The organism is Haemophilus sp. UMB1048, from assembly GCF_030218125.1.
Lineage (GTDB): Bacteria > Pseudomonadota > Gammaproteobacteria > Enterobacterales > Pasteurellaceae > Haemophilus_D.
In genome coordinates, this window is sequence record NZ_JASOPB010000007.1 from 25,767 (window position 1) to 51,657 (window position 25,891).

Genomic DNA, 25,891 nt, shown 5'->3' on the forward strand with positions numbered 1-25,891 from the left:
TAGATAAATCCTATCTTTAAAAATTTAGGCTCTCGCTAAGCCCCACACTTGTATTTCTTTTACACCTAATTTTCGAAGTTGTTTGGCTATTTCTGCCAACGTTGAACCAGTTGTAATCACATCATCTACCAAAGCAACGCGTTCATAAGGAAAAGGCTTTTTGGTATTCACTGTAAAAGCATTTTTAAGATTGTGTCGTCGATCTTTCGCCGTTAAACCTCGTTGAGTGTGGGTATGTTTAATCCGTTTCACCACATGATTACAGTTAGGCACATGACACCAGCGACTTAACCAGTTCGCTAGTAAATCAGCCTGGTTATAGCCCCGTTGCCACTGTCGAAAATGATATAGTGGCACAGGAATAATCGCCTGTGGCAGCGAGAGCCCATGCGTTCGTCTTGCCTCTCGCACCGCAAGATAAAGCAAACGCGATAAACTGCGATCTAACCAAGACTGTTTTTGGAATTTTAAACGATGAATAAGTGAAGAAAGCGGCTCAAGATAATGCCCAATAATCACAATACGATCCCAAGCGGGTTCATTTCTCAAACAATGTCCACAGCCCATTGCATAATGCTGCAAGGGTGAACCACATCGCCCACAATAAGGGAAAGTTTTAACTTTCTTTTGGCATAGACTACACAATCCATTTCGACCAAGATGAATAGATCGCTTGCAATGCACACAACTAAATTGAAAAAAATGAGAAAACATGAGAGAAATTGACCGCTCTTTTATTTTTTCGCTTTTTCAATTTGCTTAAAATGCTTTTCTTTCTTAGCCATTTCCATTCTTTCACCTTGTTTCAAAATATGAGGGGTCACAAAAATGACGAGTTCTCGTTTTTGATGACGTTCACTTTCCTTACTGAATAAGCGCTTAATACCTGGAATATCGCCCAATAATGGCACTTTATCGACACCTTTCGTGATCGTATCGTGGAATACACCACCCAATACAATTGTTTCTCCATCTTTGGCAAAAACTTGCGTATTAATTTCTTGTTTATCAATGGATACCACTTCATTTTGCCCGTAAGCCACACGATTTCCCGGGGAATTTTGACTGACTAATAAATCCAATAAGATATTATTATCCTTAGAAATATGCGGCGTAACTTCTAATCCTAAGACAGCCTCGCGAAACTCTACTGACTGTGTATCATTTTTCCCATTCGTCACCACATAAGGAATTTCTGTCCCTTGTTTGATGCTTGCACTTTTCTTGTTGGTCGTAAGTAAGCGAGGACTCGCAATGATCTCCACGTTATTTTCACGTTCAAGTGCGGTCAATTCTAAGTCTAATAATCGGCCATTAATTTTAGCGACTTGAAGTGCTAATGAGCCAGCTGGCGTGACCGTTGTCGCAAAATTCACATTTAAATTATTACTGATATTACTAAAACCATTCGCATCTAGACTGCCACTCACTCGATGGGCAGCCTCAGTAGGATTAAAAATGCCCCAACGTACACCTAACTCTTTCAGGCTTTCATCAGTAATCGTCACAATACGTGCTTCAATGACAATTTGTTCAATGGGTTTATCCAGTTCTGCAATTAATTTTTTGATATTTTTGACAGAACGTGCATCATCCTGAATCAGTAATACATTGCTTCGATCATCAAATGTAATTGTGCCGCTAGGTGAAAGCAAAGAACCGCTCCCTGTTGTTAACGATTTCATCACATCAGAAGCTTTGGCAAAATGCAATTTAACCGTTGTACTCACAAGTGGCATTTCACTAGATAAACTTTCCCCGATAATCGCCATAGGTTCTGTCATTTTCTCTGCATATTGTTCATGTTGAGAAGGCTTACCCAAATAATAAATATTATTTTCTTGATAAAAAGAGAGCCCTTTGATTTTTGCGACAGAACGCAATAAACGATCAAAATCTACGTTATCTAATTGTAATGAAAGCGTTCCTTCTAGCTCATCATCAATCATTAAATTAGCATTTTGCTCAAAAGCAAGTTGTTGGAGTGTCGCCACCATGGGAGCTTGCTTTAAGCGAAGTGAAAATACGCGATTCTCTGCCGCTGAGTAAGTTGTCCATAGGATCAAAAAACACATTAAAAACTGACCGCACTTTGTTTTTATTTTCTGCTTTATCATTATCATTTTAAAATCTCATTATGATTGAGGTCGTTTGTTCACATTGCCCTGCTTTATAACCTTGAAGCGTCACGCTGTTTTTACTCACTTTTTCGATTAAATAGCCTTCTTTTCCAATCCTCTGGCCGACTTGAACTGACAGAATATGCCCATCATCATTAAATAACACTTCTGCCTGTTTACCATATTGCACGACTCCCACAATATGTAGCTGAGCCAATGGGCGTTCCTCCGCCAGTCTCGGCTCCGAATACACGCAAGCCGACACCGGCGGTAGGGTGAGCCCCTCTTTTGGATATTCGGTTTGTTCTCTTTGTTTACGATCAAAAGGATCTTGCGAAAATGCTGATACAGAAAAAAACGCTATCAAGATTAAGAAAAGCTTTTTCATTATTTGTCCTTATTTAGTTGGAAAATTAACTCGCATGTAATAGAAGCATTTTCCTCTTCATCTAATTTCTCAATGTTTAATTGAGTTAAAGAAAGTGTAGGAACATCGTTTAAAAGTGCGGTCAAAAATTGCTGTAAATCGACAAAATAGCCTTGCAATGACAAATGCAACAAAGTATGTTGAGAAAAATCCCAACGTAAATCCAACGCTCGAAGTCGCCCATTTAACAACGCCTGTACATGCTGATTAATTGGCAACACAGAATTAGCTAATTCTGGAGAAAGTTGTCGGCTGTCTGACTTTTGCCTTAAGGTTTGTAAAATCTTTTCCTGTTTATCCCACTCTTGCTGCTGCAAACTCAATTCTGCGTCAAGTCGATGTCGTTCGTTGCTATTTTCAACGTAATGAAAAACAGGTAAAAAGATAACCGCACTTAATGCACTCAACCAAAAGGCAGCATGGACCATTTGAGGTAATCGAAGCCATCTCCCAAACCAACTTTGTGCACTTTTTTGAACAAGCTCATTGATAAAGTTCCTCATTGCACAGACTCCGATAAATGAATATCAAATTGAAAAAATAACTGCTGTTGCACTGGCTGAAACTTAGTTAAGTTAACCTCTGTAAAATGGCGTTTGAGAAATTGATGTATCTCCTCAAACTCTTGTTGGCTTTCTGTCATGCCTGAAAGGACAATTTGCTTCGCATTGAGCGTAAATTCATCTAACTCACCCTGTTGTAATGGCAGCTCACTTAATAAATTAAGCAGGTGATACACATATTCCGTATCCATCTCAGTCAACTCATTCATTTCTTTTAAGTTACTTTGTAGTTGCTGAGCTTGAATACGCTTCTGATGGACTTGATGAGTGATTTGTGTCAGTTTTTCTTTTGTCTGATTTAAGGTTTGCGCTTGTTGTTCATTGAGTTGGTTCAATCCAACGACAATCAAAACTGAGCAAGCTAGCCAAATGAAACCTTGCCACATAAAACGACGAAAGGCCTTTTGATGTTGTTCTAAGCGCCAAGGCAATAAATTAAGGCTAAACATCACTACTCTCCCAATTAACTAAAGGCAAAAGTGCGGGTGGTTTTAAAGATAAATCCACTAGCTTTAAATCGGTTTGCCAAAGTGCATTACCTAAAGCAATAAAAGGGAAATCCGTTTCAATACGCTGCCAATCCTGAGGCTGTAATTCGATTGTGTCTGAATTCAACATATCGGGCGTTTGATACACATAAACCTGTTCTATCGTTTCGGAAAAGCGTTGAATAAACTGTTGATAAAGTTCAGATAAATCTCCTTGAAATTGCAAAACTTGTCGTTGTTGTAAGCGTTCACAAACGGCGAGACATCCTTGTTGATCTTGATATAAAAATAAGGTGTTAATCGGCTCTTGACCTAAAATGGCATAAAATGCGCGTAAAATACTGTGATTCAGTAAATCAAGTGCGGTCAATTTTAGTGGCAAATATTTTTCTAATTCTGCATTCGCGCTTTCTTGTCGAATCGCCGTTATATCCAAACGAAAACCTTGTTTTAATGGCGTGGTAAGATAATCAAACCATAATTCATCCAAAGGAATCGGTAATTCTTTTTGCAAAATAAAACGACATTGTTGTTCACATTCCTGGGCATTGAGTGTTTGTGGTAGAATAAGTGTTTTAGACCAAGTTAAGTGGGGCGAAATGGCGCCAACAAAACAGCATTGACTGTTTTTTTGTGGCAAATGAGGCAATAACTGGGAAAAAATATCTTTTTGTTGCGTATTTAAACAAATTGATTGAACTTTGTGTAATTCATCTAGCCAAACAAAATAGAGGTTATCTTGTTGTTTACTCACACCAATTTGTAGTTTTTGCTGCTTTCTATTGGCAATTCCCATATTCTTTCCTATTCTTTAAGGGATTAATCTTTTATACTTAGCAGCCAAAATCATAATTTTGATTTTTTGAATATTCATTAAACCAGAGAGAATTTTACGATGCGGATCGCAAAATTAATATTAAGTACCCTATTTACGATATGTATACTGGGGTTAGTTGCCGGTGGAGTGTTTTATTTTCACTTAAAATCCTCCTTACCGTCGGTAGAAAGCTTAAAAACCGTTGAGTTGCAACAACCAATGCAAATCTATACGGCTGATGGCAAATTAATCGGTGAAGTGGGTGAACAACGCCGTATTCCGGTGAAATTAGAAAACGTGCCTCAACGTTTGCAAGATGCTTTCTTAGCAACGGAAGATAGTCGTTTTTATGACCATCATGGTTTAGACCCAATTGGTATTGCCCGTGCAATTTATGTTGCAGTCAGCAATGGTGGAGCCTCTCAAGGTGCAAGTACCATTACACAACAGCTTGCGCGTAACTTCTTCTTAACCCCAGAAAAAAAACTTATTCGTAAAGTACGTGAAGCGGTATTAGCGGTTGAAATTGAAAATACCTTGAGCAAACAGGAAATTTTAGAGCTTTATTTGAATAAAATTTTCTTAGGCTATCGTTCTTATGGTGTCGCAGCCGCTGCACAAACCTACTTTGGTAAAAACTTAGATGAATTAACGCTCTCTGAAATGGCTGTGATTGCAGGCTTACCAAAAGCACCTTCAACAATGAACCCATTATATTCACCAAAACGTGCTGAAGAACGCCGTAATGTGGTATTAGGTCGTATGTTGGATGAAAACAAAATCACCAAAGCAGAATATGATGCAGCCATCAAAGAGCCAATCGTCGCGAGTTATCACGGTGCAAAATTTGAATTCCGTGCAGACTATGTGACTGAAATGGTTCGTCAGGAAATGGTGAAACGTTTTGGTGAGGAAGATGCTTACACCAAAGGTTATAAAGTCTTCACAACTGTACTGTCAAAAGATCAAGCCGAAGCACAAAAAGCCGTGCGTAATAACCTGATCGATTATGATATGCGTCATGGCTGGCGTGGTGGCGCGCCACTATGGAAAAAAGGTGAAGCTGTATGGGATAACGAGCGCATTGTCGCTTTCTTGAAAAAATTACCTGATTCAGAACCTTTTATTCCAGCAGCGGTAACCGCATTGGGTAAAAATGGCGCGGAATTACTTTTAGCTAATAATGAAACGATGACGCTTTCTTCAAATGCAATGCGTTGGGCTGGTAAATCACCCGTTAAAGTGGGCGAACAGATTTGGATTCGTAAACGTGATAACGGTGAGTGGGTGTTAGGCCAAATTCCAGCAGCTAACTCTGCATTAGTTTCATTAAACTCAGATAATGGTGCAATTGAGGCCATGGTGGGTGGTTTTAGTTACGAACAAAGTAAATTTAACCGTGCAACCCAATCTTTAGTGCAAGTAGGTTCTTCAATTAAACCATTTATTTATGCTGCGGCATTAGAAAAAGGTTTAACCCTTTCAAGCGTATTGCAAGATAGTCCTATCGCGATTCAAAAACCAGGACAACCTTTGTGGCAACCGAAAAACTCACCTGATCGTTATGACGGTCCAATGCGTTTACGTGTGGGTTTAGGCCAATCTAAAAACATGATTGCGATCAGAGCGTTACAAACTGCGGGTGTTGATTTCACCGCTGAATTCTTACAACGATTTGGATTCAAGCGTGACCAATATTTTGCGAGTGAAGCGCTTGCATTAGGTGCGGCTTCTTTCACTCCACTTGAAATGGCACGTGCTTACGCGGTCTTTGATAACGGTGGTTTCTTGATTGATCCTTACCTCATCGAAAAAATTCAAGATAACACGGGTAAAGATTTATTTATTGCTAACCCGAAAATTGCTTGTATCACTTGTAATGACATTCCTGTGATTTATGGTGAAACCAAAGATAAAATTGATGGTTTTAAAGATGTTGCAGAAGTGGCTAATCCAGACAACCTAAAATCAGCGCAAGGTAATAACAACACGGATACGGAAGAAGGCGATCAACAACCAGAGAACGTACCTGACTTACCAGAGCTTCAAACATCAGCATTAAACGATGGTTCTGTTGATTTAATGGCTGATGCAAAAGACGGTGTGGCGAAACAAGAATATGCGCCTCGTGTGATTAGCGGAGAATTAGCTTTCTTAATTCGTAGTGCATTAAATACGGCGATTTATGGTGAACAAGGTCTCGGTTGGAAAGGTACCAGCTGGCGTATCGCGCAAAGTATTAAACGTAGTGATATTGGCGGTAAAACCGGTACAACTAATAGTGCGAAAGTTGCTTGGTATGCGGGCTTTGGTGCTAACTTAGTGACCACGACCTATGTCGGTTTTGATGATAACAAGCGTGTATTAGGTAGAGGTGAAGCAGGTGCGAAAACCGCAATGCCTGCTTGGGTCGCTTATATGAAAGCGGCACTTTCTGATATACCAGAACGTCAACTTGATCTTCCTCCAAATATCGTGGAGAAAACCATTGACAGTAACTCTGGTTTACTTTCTGAAGGTGGTGGCCGTAAAGAATACTTTATCGTCGGTACCGAGCCTAAACGTACTTACACTGCGGAAATGAAAGAGCGCGGTTATTATGTTCCACCTGAGTTGCAACAACGCTTGAATGGCGGAACAGGTAAAACCAAAGACGCGATTCCAGCAACGCAACCAGAAGAATTATTCTAACCCTGATTTAAATACTAAAAGTGCGGTTAATTTTGACCGCACTTTTTTACGTCAAAAGGACAAACCATGCTAAGTTATCGTCACAGTTTCCACGCTGGCAACCATGCTGATGTATTAAAGCATATTGTATTAATGCTGATATTGGAAAATCTTTCGCTGAAAGAAAAAGGTTTTTACTACCTCGATACCCATTCTGGAGTCGGACGCTATCGTTTAAGTTCTAACGAATCAGAAAAAACTGGCGAATACAAAGAGGGAATTGGGAGACTTTGGGAAAGAACGGATTTACCCGAAGAAGTGGCTCGCTACGTGGATCTCATTAAAAAACTCAATTATGGCGGTAAAGAATTACGTTATTATGCTGGGTCTCCAATGATTGCCGCGCAATTATTACGTTCTCAAGATCGTGCATTACTAACAGAATTACATCCAAGTGATTTTCCATTATTACGCAATAATTTCAAAGAATTTAAAAATATCACCACAAAATCAGAAAATGGTTTCCAACAACTCAAAGCCACGCTTCCACCAAAAGAACGCCGTGGCTTAGTGCTTATTGATCCGCCTTATGAATTAAAAGAAGATTATGATTTGGTAGTGAAAGCTATAGAAGAAGGTTATAAACGCTTTGCTACGGGTACTTATGCGATTTGGTATCCTGTGGTTCTACGTCAACAAACAAAACGCATTTTTAAAGGATTAGAAGCAACGGGAATTCGTAAAATTTTGAAAATTGAATTGGCTGTTCGCCCTGATAGCGATCAACGTGGCATGACCGCAAGTGGAATGGTGGTGATTAATCCGCCTTGGCAATTAGAACAGCAAATGAAATCTATTTTGCCTTATTTGACCCAAACGCTCGTTCCTGAAGGTACGGGAAGTTGGACAGTGGAATGGATTGTACCTGAATAATCCATTCCAAAATCTCGGTCAAAATAACCGCACTTTTAAATTTTAATTTTATTGGAATACAACACTAAACAAAGTGCAATCACCATAATTAAAATCGCGCCTGCGAATAAGATGGTATCAACTGAGCTCTCATGATTCACAATAATCAGGCGCAACATGGCGGTAATCCCCGCGTAAATAAAATAGCGCAAAGGAAAGTGATAGCCACTTTTAAAATATTGCACGATAAGGCCAATAAAACCGAAGTATAAGAAAAACATGACGGCTTGTTCAGCGACTTCATAAGGCACGACGCTTGATGTATTGAATACCATAATCGCTAAAGTGTACGTGATTTTAGCTAAAGCAATAATCAACACTAAAGCCAAAGCAATAAGTGAAAAACTTAATACTACTTTTAATACACCAGTAACCACTCTCGGCAGTTTTTCGAGTTCTTGAGATTCTTCCATAAAGTTCCTTTTTTTATTTTTTAAATGACGAAAGGCGCGTATTTTAAAGGAATGTGATTTCGTGGTAAATAACTAAATTTAATCAAATAAAAAAGGCAGAGTTCTCTGCCTTTTCTTTTTTATATTACTGAATAATTACTCATCCAAGAAACTTCTTAATGTTTCAGAACGGCTTGGATGACGTAACTTACGCAATGCCTTAGCTTCAATCTGACGAATACGCTCACGAGTTACGTCAAATTGTTTACCCACTTCTTCGAGTGTATGGTCAGTATTCATATCAATACCAAAACGCATACGTAATACTTTTGCTTCACGAGGTGTTAAACCTTCTAACACTTCATGAGTCGCCACTTTCAAACTTTGTGCGGTTGCAGAATCTAATGGCAATTCAAGGGTTGAATCCTCGATGAAGTCACCTAAATGTGAATCATCGTCGTCACCAATTGGGGTTTCCATAGAAATAGGTTCTTTCGCAATTTTAAGCACTTTACGAATTTTATCTTCTGGCATACCCATGCGTTCAGCAAGCTCTTCTGGTGTCGCCTCACGGCCCATTTCTTGTAGCATTTGACGAGAAATACGATTTAATTTGTTAATCGTTTCAATCATATGAACCGGAATACGGATTGTACGTGCTTGGTCCGCAATCGAACGAGTAATGGCCTGACGAATCCACCAGGTTGCATAGGTGGAGAATTTATAACCACGACGGTATTCAAATTTATCTACCGCCTTCATCAAACCGATATTCCCTTCTTGAATTAAATCCAAAAATTGTAAACCTCGGTTAGTATATTTTTTCGCAATAGAAATGACCAAACGTAAGTTGGCTTCAACCATTTCTTTTTTCGCACGGCGAGCTTTTTGTTCACCACGAGACACCGCATCGCAAATCTCACGCATTTGTTGGATGGTAAGATTAGTTTGCTGTTCAATATTCGCTAAGTTATCTAAAGATAAACGAATACGCTCTTCATATTTTGGTAAACGTTTTGCCCAAGCTTTCGTTGATTTTAATGCTTTTGCTACCCATGCATCACTGCTACCATTAGCAATAATCAGTGCCTCAAATTCATCTTTTGGCATACCTGCGATATCAACTAATACTTTTTGTAGTTGACGCTCTTCTGAACGTACACGTTTCATCATATTCTTCATTGATAAAACAAGTACATCAAATTGTTTTGGCACTAAACGGAATTGTTTAAAAATATCTGCGAGTAGGACAATTTGATCTTTTGCGCGTTTACCACTGCGTCCGTGTTTTGCAATAGTTGCTAATGTTTTAGTATGTTGCTCTCTTAATGCCGCAAATCTTTCACGCGCTACTTCAGGATCGATGCTATTATCAGAATCGCTGTCATCAGAACTTGAGCTGCTATCGCTTTCATCTTCCTCATCGCTCTCATCATCAACTACTGCAGCGGCTTCAACACTTTCCTCTTCGTCAGCAAAATTCTCATCAATATTTGCTGCTTCCTCTGCGGCAATATTTGGATCCACAAATCCGGTAATTAAATCAGCTAAACGATAATTACCCGCTTCTACTTGATCATAATTATCTAATAATTCGGTTAACGCTTCTGGGTACGCCGCAATGGCGGTTTGAACTTCGTCAATTCCTTCTTCAATACGTTTTGCAATGCTGATTTCATCTTCACGGGTAAGAAGATCAACCGTTCCCATTTCACGCATATACATACGCACAGGGTCGGTTGTACGACCGATTTCAGATTCCACATTTGATAAAATTTGCGTTGCTTCTTCCACAGCATCTTCATCTGGAATCGTGTCATTCAACATCATTTCGTCACTTTCCGGTGCTTCATCCAGAACCGGAATACCAGCATCATGCTGTAAAGTTTGCAACAACTTATCGTAATATTCTGGATCGATCAAATCTTCTGGAAGCAAGTCATTAATCTCCGCATAGGTTAAATAACCCTGCGTACGACCTAATTCCATAAGCTGTTCAATTTGTTCTGAATATTGCTCGGCGGTAGATTGTTGATTTTGTTCCATTTTTATTCCCGTTTTGCGTTATTTTTGGAAGATAAAAGCCCTTGTTTTGAACAGGAGATTTTACCATTGTTATGACGGATTAACTAACTGTTTTTTCTGCTCTTCTTTTCCCTTGAGCAAATTCACTAAAATTGCTCGTTCTTGATCAGTTAAGCCTTCCGCCCTTTCTTTGGCGATAAGCATCTCAATATCACGTTCAATTGCTTGAATATTCAATCGACGGTAGTTTTGAGAGAATGCATTAATGATGTCTAAGTCGTCTAATAGATGATCCCAAGACGCCAATATTTCAAGGGGCTTGCTGAATTCTGTATCGCGAAAATATTCTAAGATTTGCCCTGTTGTAATGCCTTCTCGTTCACGGCAAAGTGCGGTCAATTTTCCGAGCAATTCGTAACCCGCTTCATGCTTTAAGGCTTGCAACCCCACATCCGAAATACGATTCACTAATTGTGAATTCTGTAATAACAGCGAAATCACCACGCGCATTGGCGTTTTCTTAATGGTTTTTTGTGGCGTTTTAGGTTTTGGTTCAGCCTTATCTATTTGATTTGGAATTAAGCTTTCAAGCTGTGATTGATCAAAGATCCCGAGCTTTTGCGCCAACATATTTCGCAATGAAAGGCGCAGCATATCACCAGGAATTTGACGAATTAAAGGCGCCGCGAGTGCTACTAATTTACCTCGTCCTTCTTGCGTTGAAAAATCCACCTGTGGACTTAAATGTGCAAATAAGAATTCTGTGAGAGACTGGGCTTGCTCAATATATTCTTCAAACTTTTCTTTACCGTATTGACGAATATAAGTATCTGGATCTTCTCCATCAGGCAGGAAAATAAACTTAATTTGTCGTCCGTCTTCCAGATAAGGTAAGGCGTTTTCAAGTGCGCGCCAAGCGGCATCACGCCCCGCTCTATCACCATCGTAGCAGCAAATTACCTGCTCTGTTGAACGGAACAATAATTGAATTTGTTCCGAGGTCGTCGATGTTCCAAGGGATGCCACGGCATAATTGACATCAAATTGTGCTAATGCCACCACATCCATGTAGCCTTCAACCACCAGCAATTTTTCTGGCTCATCATCGATTTGCAAGGCTTCATACAAACCATAAAGTTCATTACCTTTATGGTATGTAATGGTTTCGGGGGAGTTCAAATATTTGGGTTTTTCATCCGTTAAAACACGTCCACCAAAGGCAACCGTACGACCACGTTTATCCCGAATCGGAAACATAATGCGATTACGGAATTTATCGTACACATTGCCACGATCGTTACGAGAAAGCATACCTAAATCAAACAGTTTTTTCTGTTCTTCTCGATTTTTGCCAAATTGACGCAACACCGTATCCATCGCATTGGGTACATAACCAATTTGAAAACGAGCAATAATTTCTGGCGATAAACCGCGTTGCTGAAGATAGCTTTGAGCAGGAATACTTAGCGGGAGTTGAGCTTGATAAAACGATGCAATCTCTTGCATCAAATCGTATAAATTACGTTTTGTTTGATAGCTCACATCCGGTTTATTGCCGAATTGATTTGGGCGTTTTTCATAAGGCACTTCAAGCCCTGCCGAAGCAGCAAGTTCTTCAACGGCTTCAACAAATTCTAACTTGTCGTAATCCATTAAAAATGAAATGGCATTACCTTTCGCGCCACAGCCGAAACAATAATAGAATTGTTTTTTTTCACTTACCGTGAAGGAGGGTGTTTTTTCGTGATGAAACGGACAACAAGCTTGATAATCTCGTCCCGCTTTTTTGAGTTTCACGCGCGCATTAATCACATCGACAATATTCGATTTTGTGAGCAGATCATCAATAAATTGGCGTGGAATTGAGCCTTTCATTGCCTTGCCTCCTTGAATACGATGCGAAAGTGCGGTTGATTTTGCGTGACTTTTTTCGATGAGTTTAAAGCAACAAAACCGTGATACCCAAAAGGTTTCACGGTTTGTCTTAACTCGAGTTAGAAAATACTACAAATTAGTATAAACGGGTATTGCGCGCGTTTTCGCGAGCGTTACGTTTAGCGTGACGTTTAGCAAGCGTTGCTTTTTCACGTTTACGGATTGTAGTTGGTTTTTCATAGAATTCACGAGCGCGAACTTCTGCTAAAATACCAGCTTTTTCGCAAGAGCGTTTGAAACGACGTAAAGCTACGTCGAATGATTCGTTTTCACGTACTTTAATTACAGGCATAAGCCAATCACCTCAATGAGTTTAATTTAATTGCAATTTTAAATTTTTATTACTGCCGAATGAACGGCAAATTCAATAAAGGACGCAATTCTAATCGATCTTCCCCGCAAAAGCAAAGGAAAGATCGCCTATTTGCTGAAAATTTGGCGTTTGAACTGGTTTAAGCGGGCTAAACAAGGTAAAATCTTTGCCAATTTTTTTAATAAAATGAGAAGAAAATGCGTATTTTAGGGATCGAAACCTCCTGTGATGAAACAGGTGTCGCGATTTATGATGAAGATAAAGGTTTAATTGCTAATCAACTCTACACGCAAATTGCCTTGCATGCGGATTACGGCGGTGTAGTGCCAGAACTGGCTTCCCGCGATCACATTCGCAAAACGGCACCATTAATTAAGGCCGCATTAGAAGAAGCCAATTTAACCGCTGATCAAATTGATGGTATCGCCTATACAAGTGGCCCAGGTTTAGTGGGCGCATTATTAGTAGGCGCAACGATCGCGCGTTCACTGGCTTATGCCTGGAATGTGCCCGCTATTGGCGTACACCACATGGAAGGTCACCTACTTGCGCCAATGCTTGATGAAAACCGACCGCACTTTCCATTCATTGCCCTCTTAGTTTCAGGTGGACACACACAGTTAGTACGCGTTGATGGTATAGGAAAATATGAAGTCATTGGAGAATCTATTGATGATGCGGCAGGTGAAGCCTTTGATAAAACCGCGAAATTATTAGGGTTAGATTATCCTGGCGGTGCGGCACTTTCACGTTTAGCCGAAAAAGGATCGCCGGATCGTTTTGTATTTCCACGTCCAATGACAGATCGACCAGGCCTTGATTTTAGCTTTTCAGGTTTAAAAACCTCGGCGGCTAACACCATTAATCAAGCGCTCAAACAAGAAGGTGAATTAACCGAACAAACCAAAGCTGATATTGCCTTTGCCTTCCAAGATTCTGTCGTGGATACACTTGCAATTAAATGTAAACGCGCCTTAAAAGAAACCGGTTATAAGCGTTTGGTCATTGCTGGCGGCGTAAGCGCGAACAAAAAATTACGTGAAACCCTTGGCGCTATGATGAAAAATCTTGGTGGTGAAGTATTTTATCCACAACCTCAATTTTGTACCGATAATGGTGCCATGATTGCCTATACGGGCTTTTTACGCTTAAAACAAGGTCAGCATAGTGAGCTCGCCATTGATGTTAAACCTCGTTGGGCAATGACTGAACTCCCTGCAATTTAAGGAAAAAATATGGAAAATATGATTAAAGTAAGAGCTATGCGTGCAGCCGGTATCGCTTGTTTCTTAGTGCTCGCTATTATTGGCGCATGGATTTTTACCACACCAAGTGGTGATATCGTTAGCGCGCTTTCAGCTGCCGGAAAAATGGTTGGCGGTGGTGCAACTTACGGCACCTTTATGCTAGCAGCCTGTCCACCTGTTGCAGGATTTATTGCCTATTATTTCTGGAAATGGGTGATTAAATAATGGCAAAACTCTATTTTTACTACTCTACGATGAATGCGGGCAAATCAACCACGTTGCTGCAGTCTTCCTATAACTATCGTGAACGCAATATGAACACCATGGTTTATACGGCAGCCATTGATGACCGCTTTGGATTAGGCAAAGTCACGTCGCGTATTGGTATTCATGAAGACGCCAATTTATTTACGTCAACGAGTGACCTTTTTACCGAAGTAAGCCAACGTTTACAACAAGAAAACATTCATTGTGTTTTAGTTGACGAAGCCCAGTTTTTAACGAAACAGCAAGTGTATCAATTAAGCGATGTCGTGGATAAACTGAAGATTCCTGTGCTTTGTTATGGCTTGCGTACCGACTTCCAAGCAGAGCTATTTGAAGGCAGTAAGTATTTACTTGCTTGGGCAGACCAACTAGAAGAATTAAAAACAATCTGTTATTGTGGACGTAAAGCCAATTTCGTTTTGCGTTTAAATGAACAAGGTGAAGTCATTAAGGAAGGGGAACAAATCCAAATTGGTGGAAACGACTCTTATCTTTCGGTTTGCCGCTATCATTACAAAGAAAAGTGCGGTCAGCTTTAACCTCGTTTTTCAATTTTATACTCGGAGAACAATTTTATGCTAAAAAACAAAACATTCGGCAGTGCCTTAATCATTGCCGGCACGACCATCGGGGCGGGAATGCTCGCAATGCCATTAACCTCTGCCGGTATTGGTTTTGGTTACACCGTTTTCTTATTAGTCGGCTTATGGGCGCTTTTGGTTTACAGCGGTTTGCTTTTTGTTGAAGTGTACCAAACTGCAGATCGCTTGAATGATGGCGTGGCGACTCTCGCTGAAAAATACTTCGGCATCACAGGGCGTGTCTTAGCGACTTTTAGCTTGCTCATTTTACTTTATGCCCTTTCTGCGGCCTATATCACCGGGGGCGGTTCATTATTATCGGGTTTACCAACCGCTTTTGGTTTTGAAAGTCTTTCCTCCGAACTTTCAATCATTTTATTTACTGTCGTACTCGGTGCCTTTGTAGTTGTCGGTACAAGAGGTGTTGATGGTGCCACTCGTATTCTGTTCATCGGTAAATTAATTGCCTTTGCATTTGTGTTGTTCATGATGTTACCAAAAGTATCTGTCGATAACCTGATGGCCTTACCTTTAAATTATGCTTTCGTGATCTCTGCGGCACCAATTTTCTTTACCTCCTTTGGCTTCCACATCATCATGGGCAGCGTAAACAGCTATTTAGATGGTAGCGTTACTCAATTCCGTAAAGCGATTTTAATTGGTACAGCGATTCCACTTGTGGCTTATTTAGTGTGGCAATTAGCGACTCACGGCGTATTAAGTCAAAATGAATTCGTGCAAGTGTTACAAGCGGATCCAACGCTTAACGGCTTAGTCAATGCAACACGCCAAATCACGAACTCTCACATCATGGGCGAAATCGTACGTGTGTTCTCTGCACTTGCATTAATCACTTCTTTCCTAGGTGTGATGCTAGGGGTATTTGAAGGTTTAGGCGATTTATTCAAACGTTACAAATTGCCACACAACCGGTTAACACTTACCGTTGCAGCCTTTACTCCACCACTTGCGTTTGCCTTGTATTATCCTGAAGGCTTTATCGCTGCATTAAGCTATGCGGGTTTACTCTGTGCGTTCTACTGCTTGATTTTGCCTATTGGTCTCGCATGGAAAACACGTCAAGCAAATCCAAATCTGCCTTATCGTGTAATCGGTGGAAACGTAACCTTAGTGATAGCCTTAGTAATTGGCGTAATCATTATGATCGTACCATTCTTAATTCAAGCAGGTTATTTACCTGCAGTAGCAGGCTAAAGTGCGGTAGATTTCCAAGGCATTTTTCTCATAAAAGTAGGGCTTAAACGCCCTATTTTTTATTTTCAAAAAATTTTCATTTTTTTTACCTCTCTTAATCTTTCCTTAAGATTCTCTTGTTTAAATACACTCATCGAAAGGCAAACAATCCAATCGATAAATAAATCTGAAAAATGTTAATCACTTAAGAAAAGATTAAGATTTGAATGATTTAATACATCTGAAAGCAAAGCTTTCAACTTACTTTATGATTATCTTATTTAGGAGAACAAACTATGAAAAAATTACTTACTGTTGCAGCTATCGCATTATCTTCTGTTGCCGTATATAACACCGCAATAGCACAAGGATTTAATGATGGTCACAAGCACAACGCTCAACAAGGTTTTGTCGATGAAAGTGTTATTGTAAAAACCGTTGATGATGCATTAAATGCCAATGATGACACTCCAGTTCGTTTAGACGGACAAATTGTAAAACAAATTGGTAAAAAGGATTTCTTATTTAAAGACGTAAGTGGAAAAGAAATTCAAATTGAAGTCAGCAAAAAAGCATGGAATGGTGAAACGATAGCACCTCAAGATAACATTCAAATTATCGGTAAAGTCGATAAAGAATGGAATAAAACAGAAGTGGATGTGAAACAAATCATCAAAAAATAAGTAACAAAATGACCGCACTTTTCTTAAGTGCGGTTAAAAATCCCAAAGGAGAAGAAAATGGAAAACGTACAAACAATGTCAGATCTTATGCAGCAAATTCAACAACGAATTGATTCAATAAAAGCCTCTGCCATGCAGCAACAAACAGAAATGAAACAGTCATTAAATGAATGTATTGAGCAAAGTGAAGCCATTCAAAATCAATTAGTTCAAAGCCAAAAGCAATTAACATCACAATTGGAATACGGCACGGCAGTATTAATTGAACTGGAACAAGGGTTACAGCTAGATTTCAGTACAGAAATCACCGAATTTGAACAGTTGTGTCAAAATGAAACCGCCGATACGACAGAATTAACGCAACGATTGGAACAGCATGTACAGGAAAAAATCACGTTCCAATTAAACGAATTAAAAGCCAAAACAGGTATAGCCTTACAAGAGATTGGTCAGGTGACACTCCATATTAAGCAGTTATTTGGGGCAGAAAAAAGTGCTAAAGTGAAAGGGTTGGCAAAATTAAAACAACGTTTATATAAACGTTTTGGTAAACAGATTATTGCTTTAAAAGAATGCTTGGCAAAACAACTGGAACGCGGAGCCAGTAAATTAAGAGCTTAAAATGTCCGCTATCGTTTATTAAGAAGAAAAGTTAAACCGCACTTAATCTTGAGATGAGATGAAGTGCGGTCATTTTTTTAGTTTTTTTTTCGATTGAGATGGTTAAATCTGAGCCAAAAATTCTTCTTCTGTTAGAACGGTAACACCTAATTCCTGTGCTTTTGTGAGCTTAGAACCCGCTGCATCACCGGCAATCACAAAATCCGTTTTTGCTGAAACCGAGCCGCTCACTTTCGCGCCCATGTCTTGTAATAAGGCTTTAGCTTCATTACGTCCCATTTGAGTTAAGGTTCCGGTTAACACAACCGTTTTGCCTTTAAAGCGGTTTTCTGTGACCTCTTTGGTTTCCACGGTTTCCCAATGTACGCCTTGAGCGATTAAGTCATTCACCACCGCGACATTATGTGGTTCATGCCAAAACGCCAAAATACGATTTGCCACCACTTCCCCTACATCAGGTACTTGCTGCAAGGCTTCTAAATCTGCATTTTGCAACGCTTCTAGGGTTTTGAAATGATTCGCTAAATTCAATGCCGTTGCTTCCCCCACTTCACGAATTCCTAAAGCAAAAATAAAACGTGCTAACGTCGTATTTTTTGCTTTTTCAAGGCTTGCTAACGCATTTTCAGCAGATTTTGCGCCCATTCTTTCCAAACGGGTTAGCGTAGTTAAATCTAACTTGAATAAATCGGCTGGCGTATGAATTAATTCACGATCCACTAACTGCTCGATTAATTTACCCCCTACGCCATCAATATCCATGGCCTTGCGAGAAACGAAATGTTTAAGCGCTTCTTTACGCTGTGCTGCACAGAACAAACCGCCCGTACAACGCGCTACCGCTTCACCTTCAATACGAACAATGGCCGAATCACATACAGGACAAGTTTTAGGGAAAATGATCGGTCTCGCATCTGCTGGGCGACGGTCGTGTAATACGCCGATAATTTGTGGGATCACATCTCCCGCACGGCGAATCACTACCGTATCGCCAATAGCAATATCCAAGCGTTCAATTTCATCGCCGTTATGTAATGTGGCATTACTTACCGTTACCCCTGCCACAAATACCGGTTCTAATTTGGCAACAGGTGTAATTGCCCCCGTTCTGCCCACTTGGAATTCCACATCATTTAGGCGAGTTAACTCTTCTTGTGCAGGAAATTTATAAGCAATCGCCCAACGTGGCGCTTTTGAGATAAAACCTAATTTCTCTTGTAACGCAATATCATTGATTTTCAACACGGTACCATCAATATCGTAGCCAAGAGCACTACGTTTATTTTGAATATCACGATAAAAATCCAACACTTCATCTGTGCCGTTACATAAACGGATTTCTGGGTTTACTGGAATCCCAATAGACTTCAACCATTGCAAACGATCATAATGCGTATTCGGTAAATCCACCCCTTCAGCAATACCAATACCATAAGCATTCAATACTAATGGACGCTTACTCGTAATTTTTGGATCGAGCTGTCGCAACGAACCTGCTGCGGCATTACGTGGGTTAGCAAAGGTTTTCTCGCCTTTCTCTAAAGCCTGTTGATTTAAACGCTCAAAGCCTTCATGTGGCATAAACACTTCACCACGCACTTCTAAACGTGCAGGCGGATTATCCATTAAAAGTTGCAATGGAATATTTCGAATCGTACGGATATTCGCAGTAATATCTTCCCCTGTTGTCCCATCACCGCGAGTTGCTGCTTGAGTCAATACGCCATTCACATACAAAATACTTACCGCTAAACCATCTAATTTCGGCTCACAGCAGAAAGTGAGTGGTTCAGGCAAACTAATAAGACGATCTTCAATACGTTTTACGAATGCATAAAATTCCTCGTCTGAAAAAGCATTATCCAAAGATAACATTGGAATTTCATGACGAATTTGTGCAAAACCTGAAAGCGGTTTGGCGCCCACACGTTGAGTAGGTGAATCTGCCGTAATGAGTTCTGGATGGGCAGCTTCTAAGGCTTTAAGTTGATGAAATAAACGGTCATATTCCGCATCAGGAATGGTTGGGTTATCCAATACATGATATTCATATTCATAACGACGAAGATCCTGACGTAATGTATCAATTTGTTGCAGAAGGCTCATAATGTTCTCTAACAGTTTGCTCATTGAATTAAAATGGGCGAACCATCGGCTCGCCCAAAGTGCGGTTATTTTTTCGTGCGTTTTATGCGATGCGAGATAAGTAATCCTGCTCAGCCACATCATCAAAAATCTCTTGCTGATCAGTCAGCACCACACCACCTAAATCTTCCGCGATGGTTTTCGCTGCACGAATCATCATACGTAAGTTCGCCAAATTATTACCTGGTGATGGCAACTGCATAAAGAGCACCACACCCATGGTTGAAAACTCTGCCATATTGTAATAATCAAACGTACCTGGTTGTTCAATGTTTGCCACGCTAAATAACACTGGGCTTGCCACACTTAAATCAAAATGGCGGTGATACATTTGACGCTCGCCAAAAATAAAACCGAGGTTTTCTAAAGATTGAGATAATTGTGGACCATAGAATTCACGATTTTGATTCGAAATCACATAAAGTTGAACAAAACCAGTGGTTTGTTTTGGTTTTTCTACTTCTACCGGTTCGTGATAGTTAAAATGCACGTTCTCATGAGTAGGTTCTTGAGTTGGATTTAATGACATCTCAGCTAACTGCTCACGCAATTCAGGTGAAGAAGAATTCACACCGTCAAAATCATTGCTTTGTGCTTCTAATTCTTCGATTGTCATTTCTGCTACACGCGGTTTTGGTTGTACATTCGTTTCAGGATAAACCACGGGTTCTGGTTGTGGAGCTGGCGCAGGAGCAGGTTGCGTTGTATTCATCTCATAAACCGGCTGATTTGGTAAGGAGATTTTAATATCATCCACGCTTTTTTCTATTTGACGCGCATCCACTTGAGCACGTTGCTCATCAAAATTAAATTGCTGTTGGCTTGTCGCCTGTGGTGCCACTTTAGGTTGAACATGTTGTTGTACAGGCTGCGCCGCTTGAGCACGATGTGTTAAACGAATATCCGCATTAGGATCAGCAGCTTGCGAAAAAGGATTGACCTCACCGTTTTTAGAAGTGCGGTTAAATGTGTTCGCGCTTTTAAAATATTTTGATTTCTCACGGCGATTTGACCATAATCCGTGTACCACTAAGGCAATTAAAGCGATTACCCCTAAAATAATCAAAATGGTATTTAAATCCATTCTTGTTGCTCCTTAACGCAATGATTTTTGCTAATCCTATCACATTTCCACAGGTGAAAAAATAGGAAAGCAAACAAGATATTAAAAGGGATGAGATGGAATTTTTCTCAAAAAATATTGTCTTTCTGTGACATTTTGTATTTTTACTTTTCAATTTAAAGGAACAATGATGATCGATCAAAATGAAATAAAATCTGCTTTCAATCATTTCGTGATGGGTTGGCATTTCATTACGCAAAAAGGCCTCCGTCGTTTTGTGATTATGCCAATTTTACTTAACGTCGTTCTGCTTACAGGCTTATTCTGGCTATTTGTCTCACAAATCTCCACGATGATTGACTGGGTGATGAGCTTTATTCCAGATTGGCTAAGCTTTTTAAGCGTGATTTTGCTTGTGTTGTCTATTGGCTCAATTCTCTTATTTTTCTATTTTACCTTTACAACGCTTTCAGGCTTTATTGCCGCGCCGTTTAATGGATTATTAGCAGAAAAAGTCGAAAAAATGCTAACTGGTGAAGCAGTTAATGATGATGGTTTTGCCGAAATTATGAAAGATGTGCCACGTATGCTAAATCGTGAATGGCAAAAACTATGGTACAGCTTACCGAAATTTGTAGGCTTGTTCTTATTGAGTTTTATCCCTGTTATCGGACAAACCATTATTCCTGTGCTGACATTCTTATTTACCTGTTGGATGATGGCAATTCAATATTGTGACTATCCGTTTGATAACCACAAGATTTCCTTTGGCATCATGAAAAATGCATTAGGCGAAAGACGCACACAAAGCCTGACATTCGGAGCATTAATCACCCTTTGTACCGCATTACCGATTGTGAATTTAGTCGTTATTCCCGTTGCAGTCTGTGGTGCGACCGTAATGTGGGTGGAAAATTATCGCTCACAATTAAAATTTGATATGAATTTTGACCGCACTTCAGGTTCAACACAAATTGTGACACGCTCCACAAGTACGGAAATTAAGCCTTCGGGAAACAGCATCGTGAATAAATAGCATTTAGTTATAAAATATAGCTATTAACTATTTTTTGAATTTAAAAGCTGGTGTTATAACTATTGCATCAAATAATTCCCAAATATAAAAGGACAGTAAGATGACAATTTATGCAGATAACTCATACTCAATCGGTAATACGCCATTAGTTCGTTTAAAACATTTCGGACACAATGGTAACGTTGTTGTAAAAATTGAAGGTCGTAACCCAAGCTTTAGCGTGAAATGCCGTATTGGTGCCAATATGATTTGGCAAGCAGAAAAAGATGGCATTTTAACGGCAGGTAAAGAAATTGTAGATGCAACCAGCGGTAACACCGGTATTGCTTTAGCTTATGTAGCTGCTGCACGTGGTTATAAAATCACCTTAACCATGCCTGAAACCATGAGTCTTGAACGCAAACGTTTATTACGTGGTTTGGGCGTCAATCTTGTGCTCACTGAAGGCTCAAAAGGGATGAAAGGTGCGATCGCTAAAGCAGAAGAAATTGTGGCGTCTAATCCAAATCATTATGTGATGCTAAAACAATTTGAAAACCCGGCTAACCCAGACATTCACCGTCAAACTACCGGTGAAGAAATCTGGAAAGGCACTGAAGGTAAAGTTGATGTCGTAGTGGCTGGTGTGGGTACCGGCGGTACAATCTCCGGTATTTCCCGTGCGATCAAATTAGATCACGGTAAAAAAATCACCTCTGTGGCAGTTGAACCAACAGAATCACCCGTTATTAGCCAAACCCTTGCAGGTCAAGAAGTAAAACCGGGTCCACACAAAATTCAAGGTATCGGTGCGGGCTTTATTCCTAAAAACTTGGATTTATCGCTCATCGATCGCGTGGAAACTGTGGATAGCGATACTGCAATTGCGACCGCTCGCCGCTTAATGGCTGAAGAAGGGATTCTTGCGGGTATTTCCTCTGGAGCCGCTGTGGCAGCAGCTGACCGCTTAGCAAAACTACCAGAATTCCAAGATAAATTAATCGTTGCGATCTTACCTTCTGCCTCTGAACGTTATTTAAGTACGGCGTTATTTGAAGGTATTGAAGCTTAATCTGTTGATTGAATTCATTTTATCTAAGGTCTGTTTTCACAGACCTTTTTTGTTTATTAATTAAACAATTTCTATTTAATATAACTAAAGGAAATAATTCATAAATAAATAATACTTTTCTTTTCTTTTTCGCTTCTTATAATTCATTTCACTTTCGTTATTTATCTAAAAAAGGAATACTTATGAAAAAATCATTTTTTAGCACCGCACTTTTAGCGGCAGGATTAGCCCTTTCTACTTTTGCTAACGCAGGTGAAATTGCTGATCGCGTTGAACAAACTAAAACCTTATTAGTCGGTACTGAGGGAACTTACGCACCATTCACTTTCCACGACAAAGATGGCAAGTTAACAGGTTTTGATGTGGAAATTATCGAAAAAGTTGCTCAAAAATTAGGTTGGAAAGTTGAATTTAAAGAAACCGCTTGGGATGGCATGTATGCAGGTTTAAATGCAAAACGCTTTGATGTTATTGCGAACCAAACCAATCCAAGCCCAGAACGTTTAAAAAAATATGATTACAGTGCACCTTATAACTACTCTGCTGGCGTAATCGTGACTAAAGCCGATAACGATAGCATTAAATCATTCCCTGATTTAAAAGGTAAAAAATCTGCACAATCTGCAACCAGTAACTGGAGCAAAGATGCACGTGATAATGGTGCAATTATTGTGACCGTTGATAGCTTGGCGCAAAACCTTGAAGCGGTAAAACAAGGTCGTGTTGATGCAACAGTAAACGATAAATTAGCAGTATTAGATTACTTCAAAAAACAACCTAATGCAGGCTTAAAAATTGCTGTAGAAAGTGATAAAAAAATCCCGACCGGTTTTGCTTTCTTGAAAGGTGAAGAACCGCTTATTGCAAAAGTGAACCAAGCACTTGAAGAACTACGCAAAGACGGAACTTTAAAACAACTTTCAATCAAATGGTTTGGCGATGACATTACTCAATAATTGGTTAGCAAGCCTTCCATTTATGACCACAGAACGAGCTGATTATGTAATCAGCTCGTTTTGGCCTATGATGGAAGGGGCAATTTTATATACGATTCCCCTGGCGGTCATTTCCTTCTTTTGCGGTTTATTCATTGCGGTTATCGTGGCTGTGATTTGCACATTACCCCATCCCAATTTAATGACCAAAATTCTACAGGGTATTTGTCGCACTTATATTTCAATTATTCGTGGCACGCCAATGTTGGTGCAGATCTTCATTATTTTCTACGGTTTACCTGAAGTTGGCATCAAACTTGAGCCTTTCCCAACTGCAATTATTGCATTCTCCATTAATATTGGTGCTTATGCAGCAGAAACGGTGAGAGCCTCCATTCTTGCGATTCCTAAAGGTCAATGGGAAGCCTCTTATGCGATAGGCATGAATTACACTCAAGCTTTCGTGCGTACCATTATGCCGCAAGCTTTACGTATTTCCGTCCCTTCGCTATCAAACACATTCATTAGCACGGTGAAAGATACTTCTCTTGCTTCACTCGTTTGGATCGCTGAATTATTCCGTGTGGCGCAAAACATCACGGCTGAAAACTATGAGTTTATTTTAATTTATAGTGAAGCAGCTCTCATTTATTGGGTATTCTGTTTTGTGCTGTCGATGGGGCAAACCCGTTTAGAAAAACGCCTTTCTCGCCATTTATAAGGACTGGTTATGTTAAAAGTCACGAATATTCAGAAAAGTTTTAATGGCCACTATGTATTAAAAGGCATTGATTTTGAAATTAATAAAGGTGAAGTGGTTGCCATTCTAGGTCCGTCAGGTTCAGGCAAAACGACCTTTTTACGCTGTTTAAATTTACTCGAACGCCCGGAAAAAGGGATATTAGCATTTACCGATGGAAGCTTAACCATTGATTTCAGCAAGAAGATCAGCAAATCCGATGAACTAAAATTGCGTCGACGTTCCTCAATGGTGTTCCAACAATACAATCTATTTCCCCATCGCACTGCACTCGAAAATGTTATGGAGGGCATGGTGGTTGTGCAAAAACAACCGAAAGAGACTGCACGTGAAAAATCATTGGCATTATTGGAAAAAGTTGGTTTAAAAGCAAAAGCGGATTTATATCCCTCTCAACTGTCTGGTGGTCAACAGCAACGTGTCGGGATCGCCCGAGCTTTAGCAGTTAAACCCGATATTATCTTGTTAGATGAGCCCACTTCTGCTCTCGACCCAGAACTTGTCGGTGAAGTATTGCAGGCACTCAAAATGCTCGCACAAGAAGGTTGGACAATGATTATCGTCACCCATGAATTGAATTTTGCCAAAGACGTAGCAGATCGCGTGATTCTCATGGAAAATGGTCAAATTGTTGAACAAAATACAGCGGCAAACTTCTTCAGCCGCCCTCAACAAGAACGTACAAAGCAGTTCTTATTGCAAGCTAAAATGCCTGCAGGATTAAACGATTATTGTATTTAATCCCAGATTAAACATAAAAAAGAGCGGTCAAAAAACATCATGAATTTTGACCGCTCTTTCTATTCGAATGAATTACATAATGGCGTTGTAGAATACTGCAGCTAAAGCCGCACCGATAAATGGACCTACAACAGGAACCCAACTGTATCCCCAGTCTGCTTTGGCCTTTAATGTGCCCCCAAGGAAAAGACCCAAGGTTAAACGTGGACCAAGATCTCGAGCGGGGTTAATCGCATAACCGGTTGTGCCACCTAAGCTCAAACCAATTGCCCAAACTAGAATCGCTACTGGTAATGCTCCGATAGAGCCTAAACCAATTGGCGTGCTTTCTGCCGTGCCAGGTAAAGTGATATTTGCCCCTGCAAGATAGAAAATCACGAAGACAAGTACGAAGGTACCAACAATTTCGTTCACTAAGTTGATTGGATAGTTACGAATTGCTGGTTCAGTACAGAAACAAGCACGTTTTAAGCCCTCTTCTTCGGTCGCTGCAAAGTGATCTTTATAGATAATGTAAACCAACAACGCACCTACCATGCCCCCCACAACTTGTGCTGCGATGTAGCCTGGTACCAGTTCCCAAGCAAATGCACCTTTCATTGCCACACCAAGTGTTACCGCAGGATTTAAGTGTGCCCCACTGTAAGGACCTGTCACAACAACGGCCACATACACCGCAAATGCCCACGCGGTAGTAATCACAATCCAACCAGAACTTTGCCCTTTCGTTTTATTTAAACATACGTTAGCCACCACACCGTTACCTAAAAGGATTAAAAGTGCTGTGCCAAAAAATTCTGCAAAATAGGCATTCATAAGAGAATCTCCAAATAATGATTAATTTA

At 40.0% G+C, this 25,891-nt stretch carries 26 protein-coding genes; 13 read left to right on the forward strand and 13 right to left on the reverse strand.

The features are described from left to right. Positions 1 to 24 precede the first annotated feature (24 nt). The 6 genes from QP437_RS07405 to QP437_RS07430 form a co-directional block, all read right to left on the reverse strand. Positions 25 to 714 (reverse strand): ComF family protein, encoded by a 690-nt coding sequence (locus tag QP437_RS07405; RefSeq protein ID WP_285267440.1) that lies wholly within the window; start codon positions 712 to 714, stop codon positions 25 to 27. A gap of 20 nt (positions 715 to 734) precedes the next feature. Then, complete coding sequence (locus tag QP437_RS07410; RefSeq protein ID WP_285267441.1) at positions 735 to 2,117, reverse strand: type IV pilus secretin PilQ; 1,383 nt, start codon at positions 2,115 to 2,117, stop codon at positions 735 to 737. Positions 2,118 to 2,124: 7 nt separating this feature from the next. Beyond that, on the reverse strand, positions 2,125 to 2,508 hold the full coding sequence (locus QP437_RS07415; protein ID WP_285267442.1) for a pilus assembly protein PilP: 384 nt from the start codon (positions 2,506 to 2,508) through the stop codon (positions 2,125 to 2,127). Next, positions 2,508 to 2,975: a competence protein ComC gene (locus tag QP437_RS07420; RefSeq protein WP_285267443.1), complete on the reverse strand. Its 468-nt coding sequence runs from the start codon at positions 2,973 to 2,975 to the stop codon at positions 2,508 to 2,510. The genes QP437_RS07415 and QP437_RS07420 overlap by 1 nt, the downstream gene beginning before the upstream one ends. 71 nt (positions 2,976 to 3,046) lie before the next feature. Beyond that, on the reverse strand, positions 3,047 to 3,559 hold the full coding sequence (locus tag QP437_RS07425) for a competence protein ComB (protein ID WP_285267444.1): 513 nt from the start codon (positions 3,557 to 3,559) through the stop codon (positions 3,047 to 3,049). After that, complete coding sequence (locus QP437_RS07430) at positions 3,552 to 4,394, reverse strand: competence protein ComA (RefSeq protein ID WP_285267445.1); 843 nt, start codon at positions 4,392 to 4,394, stop codon at positions 3,552 to 3,554. The genes QP437_RS07425 and QP437_RS07430 overlap by 8 nt, the downstream gene beginning before the upstream one ends. Positions 4,395 to 4,493: 99 nt before the next feature. On the opposite strand from QP437_RS07430, the gene QP437_RS07435 reads away from it, so the two are divergent. Together QP437_RS07435 and QP437_RS07440 are read left to right on the forward strand one after the other, a co-directional pair. Further along, the gene (locus QP437_RS07435) at positions 4,494 to 7,106 is read left to right on the forward strand and encodes a penicillin-binding protein 1A (protein WP_285267446.1); all 2,613 of its coding nucleotides are present in this window, start codon (positions 4,494 to 4,496) and stop codon (positions 7,104 to 7,106) included. 66 nt (positions 7,107 to 7,172) lie between these two features. After that, positions 7,173 to 8,018 carry a 23S rRNA (adenine(2030)-N(6))-methyltransferase RlmJ gene (locus QP437_RS07440; protein WP_285267447.1) on the forward strand — a complete coding sequence of 282 codons (846 nt, stop codon included), beginning with the start codon at positions 7,173 to 7,175 and terminating at the stop codon, positions 8,016 to 8,018. Between the two features lie 35 nt (positions 8,019 to 8,053). On the opposite strand, the gene psiE is transcribed toward QP437_RS07440, so the two are convergent. From psiE to rpsU, 4 genes are all read right to left on the reverse strand, one after another. Beyond that, a complete protein-coding gene (psiE, locus tag QP437_RS07445) occupies positions 8,054 to 8,470 on the reverse strand; it encodes a phosphate-starvation-inducible protein PsiE (protein ID WP_049362461.1) in 417 nt (138 codons plus the stop codon). A gap of 135 nt (positions 8,471 to 8,605) precedes the next feature. After that, positions 8,606 to 10,495 (reverse strand): RNA polymerase sigma factor RpoD, encoded by a 1,890-nt coding sequence (gene rpoD / locus QP437_RS07450; protein ID WP_285267448.1) that lies wholly within the window; start codon positions 10,493 to 10,495, stop codon positions 8,606 to 8,608. Positions 10,496 to 10,564: 69 nt separating this feature from the next. Continuing rightward, entirely contained in the window at positions 10,565 to 12,349 is a 1,785-nt protein-coding gene (gene dnaG, locus QP437_RS07455; RefSeq protein ID WP_285267449.1) for a DNA primase, read from the reverse strand. Positions 12,350 to 12,485: 136 nt separating this feature from the next. After that, on the reverse strand, positions 12,486 to 12,701 hold the full coding sequence (gene rpsU, locus QP437_RS07460) for a 30S ribosomal protein S21 (protein ID WP_005694732.1): 216 nt from the start codon (positions 12,699 to 12,701) through the stop codon (positions 12,486 to 12,488). Positions 12,702 to 12,919: 218 nt separating this feature from the next. Between rpsU and tsaD the strand changes: the two genes are divergently transcribed. The 6 genes from tsaD (at position 12,920) to QP437_RS07490 (ending at position 17,315) form a co-directional block, all read left to right on the forward strand. After that, positions 12,920 to 13,948 (forward strand): tRNA (adenosine(37)-N6)-threonylcarbamoyltransferase complex transferase subunit TsaD, encoded by a 1,029-nt coding sequence (tsaD, locus tag QP437_RS07465; RefSeq protein WP_285267450.1) that lies wholly within the window; start codon positions 12,920 to 12,922, stop codon positions 13,946 to 13,948. A 9-nt stretch (positions 13,949 to 13,957) separates the two neighbouring features. Next, a complete protein-coding gene (locus tag QP437_RS07470; RefSeq protein ID WP_049357145.1) occupies positions 13,958 to 14,194 on the forward strand; it encodes a hypothetical protein in 237 nt (78 codons plus the stop codon). Next, positions 14,194 to 14,775: a thymidine kinase gene (locus QP437_RS07475; protein ID WP_054420349.1), complete on the forward strand. Its 582-nt coding sequence runs from the start codon at positions 14,194 to 14,196 to the stop codon at positions 14,773 to 14,775. The genes QP437_RS07470 and QP437_RS07475 overlap by 1 nt, the downstream gene beginning before the upstream one ends. 36 nt (positions 14,776 to 14,811) lie before the next feature. After that, positions 14,812 to 16,032, forward strand: a complete 1,221-nt coding sequence (locus QP437_RS07480) for an aromatic amino acid transport family protein (RefSeq protein WP_065243623.1) — start codon at positions 14,812 to 14,814, stop codon at positions 16,030 to 16,032. Between the two features lie 275 nt (positions 16,033 to 16,307). Then, positions 16,308 to 16,694: a YgiW/YdeI family stress tolerance OB fold protein gene (locus tag QP437_RS07485; RefSeq protein ID WP_285267451.1), complete on the forward strand. Its 387-nt coding sequence runs from the start codon at positions 16,308 to 16,310 to the stop codon at positions 16,692 to 16,694. Between the two features lie 57 nt (positions 16,695 to 16,751). Continuing rightward, positions 16,752 to 17,315, forward strand: coding sequence for a hypothetical protein (locus QP437_RS07490; protein ID WP_285267452.1), 564 nt, complete (start codon positions 16,752 to 16,754; stop codon positions 17,313 to 17,315). A gap of 102 nt (positions 17,316 to 17,417) precedes the next feature. On the opposite strand, the gene ligA is transcribed toward QP437_RS07490, so the two are convergent. Next, positions 17,418 to 19,421, reverse strand: a complete 2,004-nt coding sequence (gene ligA, locus QP437_RS07495; protein WP_285267505.1) for an NAD-dependent DNA ligase LigA — start codon at positions 19,419 to 19,421, stop codon at positions 17,418 to 17,420. A gap of 82 nt (positions 19,422 to 19,503) precedes the next feature. After that, positions 19,504 to 20,544, reverse strand: coding sequence for a cell division protein ZipA (gene zipA, locus QP437_RS07500; RefSeq protein ID WP_285267453.1), 1,041 nt, complete (start codon positions 20,542 to 20,544; stop codon positions 19,504 to 19,506). A gap of 169 nt (positions 20,545 to 20,713) precedes the next feature. On the opposite strand from zipA, the gene cysZ reads away from it, so the two are divergent. The 5 genes from cysZ (at position 20,714) to QP437_RS07525 (ending at position 25,046) form a co-directional block, all read left to right on the forward strand. Beyond that, positions 20,714 to 21,559 (forward strand): sulfate transporter CysZ, encoded by an 846-nt coding sequence (gene cysZ, locus QP437_RS07505; RefSeq protein WP_285267454.1) that lies wholly within the window; start codon positions 20,714 to 20,716, stop codon positions 21,557 to 21,559. A gap of 100 nt (positions 21,560 to 21,659) precedes the next feature. Beyond that, entirely contained in the window at positions 21,660 to 22,610 is a 951-nt protein-coding gene (gene cysK, locus QP437_RS07510) for a cysteine synthase A (RefSeq protein ID WP_177992708.1), read from the forward strand. Positions 22,611 to 22,792: 182 nt separating this feature from the next. Continuing rightward, positions 22,793 to 23,566, forward strand: coding sequence for an amino acid ABC transporter substrate-binding protein (locus tag QP437_RS07515; protein WP_005694744.1), 774 nt, complete (start codon positions 22,793 to 22,795; stop codon positions 23,564 to 23,566). Next, positions 23,550 to 24,266 (forward strand): amino acid ABC transporter permease, encoded by a 717-nt coding sequence (locus QP437_RS07520; protein ID WP_049365735.1) that lies wholly within the window; start codon positions 23,550 to 23,552, stop codon positions 24,264 to 24,266. Before QP437_RS07515 ends, QP437_RS07520 begins: the two co-directional genes overlap by 17 nt. Before the next feature lie 9 nt (positions 24,267 to 24,275). Further along, positions 24,276 to 25,046: an amino acid ABC transporter ATP-binding protein gene (locus QP437_RS07525; protein ID WP_285267455.1), complete on the forward strand. Its 771-nt coding sequence runs from the start codon at positions 24,276 to 24,278 to the stop codon at positions 25,044 to 25,046. Positions 25,047 to 25,118: 72 nt separating this feature from the next. Here QP437_RS07525 and QP437_RS07530 read toward each other — a convergent pair whose 3' ends face one another. Beyond that, positions 25,119 to 25,862: an MIP/aquaporin family protein gene (locus QP437_RS07530; RefSeq protein ID WP_285267456.1), complete on the reverse strand. Its 744-nt coding sequence runs from the start codon at positions 25,860 to 25,862 to the stop codon at positions 25,119 to 25,121. Between the last annotated feature and the right edge of the window lie 29 nt (positions 25,863 to 25,891).

Bases quoted from the DNA above. Each gene is read 5' to 3' on its own strand.
- QP437_RS07485 (WP_285267451.1), top strand. From the start codon at position 16,308: ATGAAAAAATTACTTACTGTTGCAGCTATCGCATTATCTTCTGTTGCC.
- QP437_RS07515 (WP_005694744.1), top strand. From the start codon at position 22,793: ATGAAAAAATCATTTTTTAGCACCGCACTTTTAGCGGCAGGATTAGCC.
- QP437_RS07425 (WP_285267444.1), bottom strand. From the start codon at position 3,559: ATGTTTAGCCTTAATTTATTGCCTTGGCGCTTAGAACAACATCAAAAG.
- QP437_RS07430 (WP_285267445.1), bottom strand. From the start codon at position 4,394: ATGGGAATTGCCAATAGAAAGCAGCAAAAACTACAAATTGGTGTGAGT.
- QP437_RS07520 (WP_049365735.1), top strand. From the start codon at position 23,550: ATGACATTACTCAATAATTGGTTAGCAAGCCTTCCATTTATGACCACA.
- QP437_RS07435 (WP_285267446.1), top strand. From the start codon at position 4,494: ATGCGGATCGCAAAATTAATATTAAGTACCCTATTTACGATATGTATA.
- QP437_RS07490 (WP_285267452.1), top strand. From the start codon at position 16,752: ATGGAAAACGTACAAACAATGTCAGATCTTATGCAGCAAATTCAACAA.
- QP437_RS07525 (WP_285267455.1), top strand. From the start codon at position 24,276: ATGTTAAAAGTCACGAATATTCAGAAAAGTTTTAATGGCCACTATGTA.
- QP437_RS07405 (WP_285267440.1), bottom strand. From the start codon at position 714: ATGTTTTCTCATTTTTTTCAATTTAGTTGTGTGCATTGCAAGCGATCT.
- QP437_RS07440 (WP_285267447.1), top strand. From the start codon at position 7,173: ATGCTAAGTTATCGTCACAGTTTCCACGCTGGCAACCATGCTGATGTA.
- ligA (WP_285267505.1), bottom strand. From the start codon at position 19,421: ATGAGCCTTCTGCAACAAATTGATACATTACGTCAGGATCTTCGTCGT.
- QP437_RS07420 (WP_285267443.1), bottom strand. From the start codon at position 2,975: ATGGTCCATGCTGCCTTTTGGTTGAGTGCATTAAGTGCGGTTATCTTT.
- QP437_RS07470 (WP_049357145.1), top strand. From the start codon at position 13,958: ATGGAAAATATGATTAAAGTAAGAGCTATGCGTGCAGCCGGTATCGCT.
- QP437_RS07415 (WP_285267442.1), bottom strand. From the start codon at position 2,508: ATGAAAAAGCTTTTCTTAATCTTGATAGCGTTTTTTTCTGTATCAGCA.
- zipA (WP_285267453.1), bottom strand. From the start codon at position 20,544: ATGGATTTAAATACCATTTTGATTATTTTAGGGGTAATCGCTTTAATT.
- dnaG (WP_285267449.1), bottom strand. From the start codon at position 12,349: ATGAAAGGCTCAATTCCACGCCAATTTATTGATGATCTGCTCACAAAA.
- psiE (WP_049362461.1), bottom strand. From the start codon at position 8,470: ATGGAAGAATCTCAAGAACTCGAAAAACTGCCGAGAGTGGTTACTGGT.
- rpoD (WP_285267448.1), bottom strand. From the start codon at position 10,495: ATGGAACAAAATCAACAATCTACCGCCGAGCAATATTCAGAACAAATT.
- tsaD (WP_285267450.1), top strand. From the start codon at position 12,920: ATGCGTATTTTAGGGATCGAAACCTCCTGTGATGAAACAGGTGTCGCG.
- rpsU (WP_005694732.1), bottom strand. From the start codon at position 12,701: ATGCCTGTAATTAAAGTACGTGAAAACGAATCATTCGACGTAGCTTTA.
- QP437_RS07530 (WP_285267456.1), bottom strand. From the start codon at position 25,862: ATGAATGCCTATTTTGCAGAATTTTTTGGCACAGCACTTTTAATCCTT.
- QP437_RS07410 (WP_285267441.1), bottom strand. From the start codon at position 2,117: ATGATAAAGCAGAAAATAAAAACAAAGTGCGGTCAGTTTTTAATGTGT.
- QP437_RS07480 (WP_065243623.1), top strand. From the start codon at position 14,812: ATGCTAAAAAACAAAACATTCGGCAGTGCCTTAATCATTGCCGGCACG.
- QP437_RS07475 (WP_054420349.1), top strand. From the start codon at position 14,194: ATGGCAAAACTCTATTTTTACTACTCTACGATGAATGCGGGCAAATCA.
- cysK (WP_177992708.1), top strand. From the start codon at position 21,660: ATGACAATTTATGCAGATAACTCATACTCAATCGGTAATACGCCATTA.
- cysZ (WP_285267454.1), top strand. From the start codon at position 20,714: ATGATCGATCAAAATGAAATAAAATCTGCTTTCAATCATTTCGTGATG.